Below are 5,616 nucleotides of genomic sequence, written 5' to 3'. Positions count from 1 at the left end.
CGCTCGTCGCCACTCAACCGGCGTTCGGTGAGCGTCGCTGCGCTCGTCCCACTCAACCGGCGTTCCGTGAGCGTCGCTGCGCTCGTCGCCACTCAACCAGGAGGTGGCGAGGTGCGCGTGGGGTAGCTCAGCCCGCGTGGGGAGCCGCCCGAACCGGCAGGGCCGAAGAACGACGATCACCCCGGCAACCGCGTGGATGCTGCCGGGGTGATCGTGAGTATGAACATATGGCGGCGCGCTACGCGCCGAGGCGACCCGGGGGTCGGGGTGGGTCAGCTCAGAGCTTGTTGACCGCGAGAGCGATGGCCGACTTCTTGTTGGCGGCCTGGTTGGCGTGGATGACGCCCTTGCTGGCGGCCTTGTCGAGCTTGCGGCTCGCAGCCTGACCGAGCTCGGCAGCCTTGTCCTTGTCGCCGGCCTCGACGGCCTCACGGAAGCTACGGATCGAGGTACGCAGTGCCGACTTCACCGACACGTTGCGCTGCCGGTTCTTCTCGTTGGTGCGGTTGCGCTTGATCTGAGACTTGATGTTCGCCACGCGTGTTACCTCTGTCGTTGCTGGTGGATATGTCTGTCTGTTCTGGTCGGGCGGCGGACCGGGTGGCCCGAACTCGCACCGCGCGGTGTCGGCGCGTGAAGGATCTTCACGGCGTCACCGCAACAGCGGACAACATTACCAGCCGGGATCAGTCAGCCCAAAATCCGTGGTCGGGCCGATGTGCGCCGAAAAGAATCATCGTGGGTGAAAGTCTAGGCTCGAGTCATCATGTCCGTCGTTTATGTACACATCGGCCTACCCAAGACCGGCACCACGCACCTGCAGGATCGACTCTGGCGTAACCGTGACCTGGCGTTACAGACGTCAGGGTTGCTCTATCCGGGCAATGTGATCTCCGATCATTTCCATGCCGCGGTCCACCTCCAGCCGGAGCGCTACCTCGACTGGGCCGACCCGGCCTTCTCGGGGGTGTGGCCCAAGCTGCTCGGTCAGATGCGGGCCTGGCCGCAGACCTCGCTGCTGTCGCATGAGCTCTACAGCACCGCGACGAGCGAGCAGATCGAGCGCCTCCTGGCCGACCTGTCGTTCGCCGACGAGGTCCACGTCATCGCGACCGTCCGCGACCTCGCCCGGCAGCTCCCGTCGGTCTGGCAGGAGAACGTCAAGAACCAGCGCCGTGCCTCCTTCGACGAGTTCGTCGACGCGGTCGCGTTCGCGGCGGAGTCGAACACGGTGGGCGAGGCATCCGCGGACGACGCCGGACCGCTCGTCGAGGACGAACCGTTCTGGGAGTTCCAGGACCACGTCGGCATCCTCGCGAAGTGGGCGAGGTTCGTCGGACCCGAACGCGTCCACGTGGTGACCGTGCCGCGCGGCCGTCAGGAGCCGGGCGACACCCTCTGGGATCGCTTCCTCCGCGTGATGAAGGTCGACCCGGCACCGCTGAACATCCCGGTGCCGAGCCTCAACAGTTCGCTGTCGGCGTCGCAGGCCGAGTTCCTCCGCGGTCTGAATCAACGCCTGCAGCCGGAGACCATCGAATGGCGCCGGTACGAACGCATCATCAAGGGACAGGTGATCGGCGAGATCCTGTTCGAGGCGCGCTCCGGCGCACCCCAGGGGCTGACGGTCAAACACCGGCAGTGGGCCGCCGCGCAGGCGACCACGATGGTGGAGGCGGTACGCAGCGCGGGATACGGCGTCGCGGGCGATCTCGCCGACCTCGACGTGTCGCCGGACGGCGCCACCGACGACGCACCGATGCCGTCCGATGGGGAAGTGCTCGACGTGGCTCTCGACACGATCGCCTCGATGGTCCTCGCCGCGCCGCTGCCCAAGGTCGGACCGCCGGTGAAGACGCGCGCAGCCAATGTCCTGCGGCGGGTCAAGCGCCGCGCCCTCGCGATGCGACGCTCACTCTGAGGCGCCGGCGCGCAACGCGCACGACACGGTCTGCCAACCGCCGTGCCGATTTCGCGGTTATGCGGCACCATGGCAAATTATGACCCCCGCATCGACAAGTGCGCCCGCCAAGAAGGCGGCGCGTAAGTCCGCATCCGCGAAGACAACGACGTCGAGCTCGTCCGGGAAGGCGGCTTCGGGCCGTTCCGGATCGTCGAAGAGTTCGGGGTCGGGAGGCAGATCCGGCAAGTCGAGCGGTGAGCAGAACTTCACCGGCAACTTCGGCGGCTACTCAAAAGGCCCGTACGGCAAGGCATATGACGAGATGTTCGATGCCGCGGGGGATGTGCGCACCCCGTACCGCGGCATCTACAAGGCGATGGCCGACGAGGACTCGTCCGACCTGGTCGAGGCCCGCGTCGAAGCACTGGGTCGCGCCTACCTCGATCAGGGTGTGACCTTCTCGCTGTCCGGCCAGGAACGCCCCTTCCCGTTGGACATTGTGCCGCGCGTGATCTCGGCCGGTGAGTGGAGCAAGCTCGAAGCGGGTATCACCCAGCGAGTGCAGGCGCTCGAGCTGTTCCTCGACGACATCTACGGCGAGCAGGAGATCCTGCGCGACGGCGTGCTGCCGAAACGGCTCGTCCACTCCTGTGAGCACTTCCATCGGCAGGCTGCAAACATCCGTCCGCCCAACGGTGTTCGCATCCACGTCGCCGGCATCGACCTGATCCGCGACGAGAACGGCGACTTCCGGGTCCTCGAGGACAACCTGCGGTCGCCGTCGGGTGTCTCGTACGTGCTCGAGAACCGCCGTGCCATGGCGCGCGTGTTCCCCGACCTCTTCTCCAAACACCGCGTCCGCGCGGTCGCCGACTATCCGAGCCACCTGCTGCGAGCGCTGCGGGCGTCGGCGGCGTTCAACGAGGCCGACCCGAACATCGTCGTGCTCACCCCGGGTGTGGCGAACTCCGCGTACTTCGAACACTCGCTGCTCGCACGCCTGATGGGCGTCGAGCTCGTCGAGGGTCGAGATCTGTTCTGCCGCGACAACGTCGTCTACATGCGCACCACCGAGGGCGAACAGCGCGTCGACGTCATCTACCGCCGCATCGACGACGACTTCCTCGACCCCATGCAGTTCCGTCCCGATTCGATGCTGGGTGTCGCCGGACTTCTCAACGCGGCCCGGGCCGGCAACGTGGTCATCTCGAGCGCGGTCGGCAACGGTGTCGGCGACGACAAGCTGATCTACACCTACGTCCCGGAGATCATCGAGTACTACCTCGGTGAGAAGCCGAGCCTGCAGAACGTCGACACCCTGCGCTGCTGGCTCCCGGAGGAATGCGAAGAGGTGCTCGACCGCATCGACGAACTCGTCGTGAAACCCGTTGAGGGATCGGGCGGTTACGGCATCGTCTTCGGGCCCGAGGCCACCAAGGCGGAGCTGGACACCCTGGCCCGCAAGGTGCGCAACGACCCGCGCGGCTGGATCGCACAGCCCGTCGTCCAGCTGTCGACGGTGCCGACGAAGATCGGCAACGAGATCCGCCCCCGTCACGTCGACCTGCGTCCGTTCGCCGTCAACGACGGCGAGTCGGTCTGGGTCCTACCCGGCGGACTCACTCGCGTCGCCCTGCCGGAAGGGTCGCTGGTGGTGAACTCCAGCCAGGGCGGCGGCTCCAAGGACACCTGGGTGCTCGCCAGCCGGACGTCGGAGGCCGAACGCGAACTCTCCGGCGCGAAGGTGGTCACCACCAGTGGTGTCGCCGCGGCCCGGCCCGCCGACAACGCCCCCGACCCGGTGCACACCCAGACCCAGCAGCAGCAACAGGGCGTGTCAGCCCAGTCGCAGTCACCGGGCAAACAGTCCCAGAGTCTCGGCGGCATGACTCAACAGCAGGGTGGTGATCTCCGATGATGTTGGCGCGCAACGCCGAATCCTTGTACTGGATCGGCAGGTACGTGGAACGCGCCGACGACATGGCGCGCATCCTCGACGTCGCGATCCACCAGCTGCTCGAGGACACCACCGTCGACGTCGACCAGCAAGCTCGCCTGATCATCCAGGTGCTCGGGCTCGAGGCGCCGGAGACCGACGAGGAACTCGACGTCTGGTCGCTGACGGAACGGGTGGCCTACGACGCCGACGCGGTCGGGTCGGTCGTCGACCTCATCCGCGCGGCGCGCGAGAATGCCCGCGGCGCACGGGAAGTCACGTCGAGTGAGCTGTGGGAGTGTCTCAACACCACCTACAACGGACTCGACGCCGCCGAACGCCGTGCGCGCCGACTCGGTCCGCACGAGTTCCTCTCGTACGTGAAGAACCGGGCGGCCATGTTCGCCGGCCTCGCCGACGCCACCCTCAGCCACGACGACGGCTACCGCTACCTGCTGCTCGGCCGTTCCGTGGAACGGGTCGACATGACGATCCGAATGCTGTTGTCGCGAGCGGGGGATCGCACCTCGTCGCCCGCATGGGTCAACGTGCTGGTCTCCGCCGGCGGCCACGACACCTTCCTGCGCACCTACCGCGGCGTCCTCGACGCGGAGAACATCGTCGAGTTCATGTTGCTCGACCGCCTGTTCCCGCGGTCGATCTTCCACGCGCTCAGCGTCGCCGAGCGCAACCTCGGACAGCTCGAGAAGGGCCCCAGCCGTGTCGGTGCCCAGGCCGAGGCCCAGCTGCTGCTCGGTCGGGCGCGGAGTTCGCTGGAGTTCCTCGAACCCGGCGAGCTGCTCGACGGGCTGCAGGAACGTCTCGTCGATCTGCAGGACACCTGCCGTGCCGTCAACGAGGCGGTCACCAAGCAGTACTTCCATGTGTCGCCGTACGTTTCGTGGGCCGACACTCGCGTCAGCGACAACCAAGTGATCGAGGAGAGTGAACTGTGAGCTGGCGTCTGCGCGTCGTCCATTCCACCGGTTTCGCCTACCACAGTCCCGTCACCTCGTCGTACAACGAGGCCCGGATCACGCCTCGCAGCGACGCCCGGCAGAACGTGATCGTCAATCGTGTCGAGACCGTGCCGGCCACCAGGTCGTATCGGTACACCGACTACTGGGGTACCGCGGTCACCGCCTTCGATCTCCATGCGCCGCACGAGGAACTCGAGGTGTCGGGTATGTCGGTCGTGGAGACCGATGCCGGACAGCGCCCGTCCGAGGAGGACCAGGCGTCGTGGGAGGACATCCGCAGCGAGGCCATCATGGACCGCTACGACGAGATGCTCTCCAACACCACCTACGTGCCGAAGAATCGTCAGCTGATCGCGGCGGCGAAGAAGGTCGCCAAGGGGCTCACACCGGAGGAGACGGTCGAGGCGCTGGCGCGATACGTCCACCAGGAGATGGAGTACATGCCCGGCACCACCGGCGTGCACACCACCGCCGTCGACGCCTGGAACGAACGCAAGGGCGTCTGTCAGGACTACGCGCACCTCACCCTGGTGATGTTGCGCGGCTTGGGGATTCCGGCCCGCTACGTGTCGGGATATCTGCACCCGAAGCCGAATGCGGCGATCGACAAGACGGTCCAGGGCCAGAGCCACGCATGGATCGAGGCCTGGACCGGTGGCTGGTGGGGCTACGACCCGACCAACGACACCCCGATCACCGAACAGCACGTGTCGGTCGGCGTCGGCCGCGACTACGCCGACGTGTCACCGCTCAAGGGCGTCTACACCGGTGGCGGCGCAACGGATCTCGACGTCATC

Annotated in this window: 5 protein-coding genes; 4 read left to right on the top strand and 1 reads right to left on the bottom strand. The window is 66.7% G+C overall.

Annotation, left to right across the window (positions count from 1 at the left end):
* Nucleotides 1–277: 277 nt before the first annotated feature.
* Entirely contained in the window at nt 278–538 is a 261-nt protein-coding gene (gene rpsT / locus OK17_RS19995) for a 30S ribosomal protein S20 (protein WP_006865751.1), read from the bottom strand.
* A 228-nt stretch (nt 539–766) separates the two neighbouring features.
* Here rpsT and OK17_RS19990 point away from each other — a divergent pair, with 228 nt between their 5' ends.
* The 4 genes from OK17_RS19990 to OK17_RS19975 form a co-directional block, all read left to right on the top strand.
* Nucleotides 767–1,921, top strand: coding sequence for a sulfotransferase family protein (locus tag OK17_RS19990; protein WP_461418501.1), 1,155 nt, complete (start codon nt 767–769; stop codon nt 1,919–1,921).
* A 79-nt stretch (nt 1,922–2,000) separates the two neighbouring features.
* Nucleotides 2,001–3,821 (top strand): circularly permuted type 2 ATP-grasp protein, encoded by a 1,821-nt coding sequence (locus OK17_RS19985; RefSeq protein WP_232717695.1) that lies wholly within the window; start codon nt 2,001–2,003, stop codon nt 3,819–3,821.
* Nucleotides 3,818–4,795, top strand: a complete 978-nt coding sequence (locus tag OK17_RS19980) for an alpha-E domain-containing protein (protein ID WP_232717696.1) — start codon at nt 3,818–3,820, stop codon at nt 4,793–4,795. Before OK17_RS19985 ends, OK17_RS19980 begins: the two co-directional genes overlap by 4 nt.
* The coding region (locus OK17_RS19975) for a transglutaminase family protein (protein ID WP_461418500.1) at nt 4,792–5,616 on the top strand (825 nt) is incomplete at its 3' end. The genes OK17_RS19980 and OK17_RS19975, both read left to right, overlap by 4 nt.

The sequence above is a fragment of the Gordonia sp. GN26 genome (assembly GCF_054823965.1).
This window is presented reverse-complemented; position numbering and strand designations above follow the sequence as displayed.